Source organism: Bullifex sp. (assembly GCF_034103065.1).
Taxonomy (GTDB): domain Bacteria; phylum Spirochaetota; class Spirochaetia; order Sphaerochaetales; family Sphaerochaetaceae; genus Bullifex.
Genome location: NZ_JAXEGN010000032.1, coordinates 1 through 2,120, shown reverse-complemented (window position 1 = coordinate 2,120; position 2,120 = coordinate 1). Strand labels below are relative to the sequence as shown.

Here is a 2,120-nt window from a genome sequence, read left to right as displayed (position 1 = left end):
GATCAAAATGAAGATGTAATACTAACTTTTTCTGATAATAGCACATTAACACTTACTCCAATGATGATTCTTGAGTTACGAAGTCACAGTTTAATAAGTGCAGTAAAAGGATACTCTAAATATATCTATCAAGGGTACTATTTAGCACAAAATATTGATAATAAGACATTATTAATATCTTATAACACATGCTCTGAGGACCCTAATTATCCAATTAAAAGCTTTATTAATGATGTTAAAACAATGCTTAAGAAGACAAAGTATGAAAAGATTATCGTCGATTTAAGGTATAATGGTGGTGGCAATTCAGCCCTCTTTGAACCAGTTATTAAACTGCTAAAAAAACAGAAATGTGAAAAATATTGTCTAATTGGAGAACAAACCTTCTCAAGTGCTATTTTAAATGCAGTTTCATTAAAGGATGATGCGTCCTTTATTTTAGTCGGCTCTCCTACTGGTGGAAGCATTAACCACTATGGAGAAGTTAAGAGTTTTATATTAAGTGAAAGTAATTGGGAAGTATATTATTCAACTAAGTATTTTAAGCTTAGTAACAAGTATGAAGGTTCAATCAAGCCCGATGTTCAAATAAAGAAAGATATTACTTCTTTAATAGAAGGAAGAGATTTAGAAATTGAATATTGCCTAAAATAGAGTTAATTGACTCTCCTTTTCTTCATACTCTTCAAGGTATTTAAAGATATCATCATTATTGTGCATCATCCCATATGCATCACACCTTTCATGAAAGAGCTCAAGTAGAGCTTTTTCATTAGGGCTTGGTACATTATAGCTATCTTTATATCTTTTAATATATTGTTCTTTTAATGCAGGAAAGTGTTTATCAAGTTTTTTATAATAGTATTCTCTATTACCTTCCCTTAGAGTTAATCCCATACCAAAACAAATAATTCCTTTAACGTTAGCTTCATGACACATTTCAATGACTCTTAAAATATTGCTTTTAGTATCATTAATAAATGGAAGAATAGGAGATAGCCAAACTACTGTAGAAATGCCTTCAAGGTTTAATTTTTTTAATGCTTCAACTCTTAGTGAGGTAGGACATACATTTGGTTCGATTATCTTACATAGATTATCATCTGCAGTTGTTAGTGTCATTTGAACAACTGCCTTAGCCTTACTATTAATTCTTTTTAAGATATCAATATCTCTTAACACTAGATTTGATTTTGTTATTAGTGTTACACCAAAACCATATTTTTCTATTACCATTAATGCTTTTCGAGTATACTCTAATTCTTTTTCAAGACTCATATAGGGGTCACTCATAGAGCCTGTTGCGATCATGCACTTTCTTCTCTTCTTTTTTAAAGCTTCCTCAAGGAGTGAAATAGCATTTTCCTTTACACAGATATCAGTAAATTCATGGTCCATTTGGTAGCATTTACTTCTTGAGTCGCAATAAATACAACCATGGGTACACCCTCTATATAGATTCATACCATTTCTTGAAGATAATATTGCTTTAGCTTTAACAAAGTGCATAGCTAGATAATACATTATAAAATGTGCCAGCTGTATGTCATCTTTTATTTTTTTTATTATGGTAATATCATTATCAAATGAAGCTTTATATTTCTGATCTACACTTTTTCCATGAATCACTACTACATAATCTTGATAACAGACCATTTTCATCTGTTGAGGACATGAATGAATTTATGGTTGCAAAGTGGAATGAGAAAGTAAAAAGCCGAGATGAAGTATTTGTTCTAGGTGACTTCTCATTTGGTAATGTAGAAGAAACAACAAAGATATTGAATCGTCTAAAGGGAAAGATAACGCTTATAGTCGGTAATCATGATAGCTTTGCAAAGAAGAGTGCTTTTACTTCAACTAGAATTAGAGAGATTAAAAGCTACATGGAGATTAATGATAACAATAGAAGAGTAATTCTATCTCACTACCCTATGATGTTTTATAATGGACAATTTAAAAGCAATACTTATATGCTCTATGGTCACGTTCATGACTCTTTTGATGAAGTGTTAATAAACGACTTTATTAAACTTGCTTCATCAAAAAAGAGACCAGCTAAAGGTTTTGATAGTGAAACAATTACTCCTTTTAATATGATTAACTGCTTTTGTATGTTC

Annotated in this window: 3 protein-coding genes; 2 read left to right on the top strand and 1 reads right to left on the bottom strand. The window is 30.7% G+C overall.

The window, feature by feature from the left end; translation table 11 throughout:
* The coding region (locus tag SOY52_RS01170; RefSeq protein WP_320847153.1) for a S41 family peptidase at positions 1 to 654 on the top strand (654 nt) is incomplete at its 5' end.
* On the opposite strand, the gene SOY52_RS01165 is transcribed toward SOY52_RS01170, so the two are convergent.
* Positions 646 to 1,509 (bottom strand): SPL family radical SAM protein, encoded by an 864-nt coding sequence (locus SOY52_RS01165; protein ID WP_320847154.1) that lies wholly within the window; start codon positions 1,507 to 1,509, stop codon positions 646 to 648. The genes SOY52_RS01170 and SOY52_RS01165 overlap by 9 nt on opposite strands.
* A 77-nt stretch (positions 1,510 to 1,586) precedes the next feature.
* Between SOY52_RS01165 and SOY52_RS01160 the strand changes: the two genes are divergently transcribed.
* Positions 1,587 to 2,120, top strand: a 534-nt coding sequence (locus tag SOY52_RS01160) for a metallophosphoesterase family protein (protein ID WP_320847152.1), incomplete at its 3' end; no start/stop codon positions are given.

Coding starts and splice junctions, on each gene's coding strand:
- SOY52_RS01165 (WP_320847154.1), bottom strand. CDS start 1,509: ATGCACTTTGTTAAAGCTAAAGCAATATTATCTTCAAGAAATGGTATG.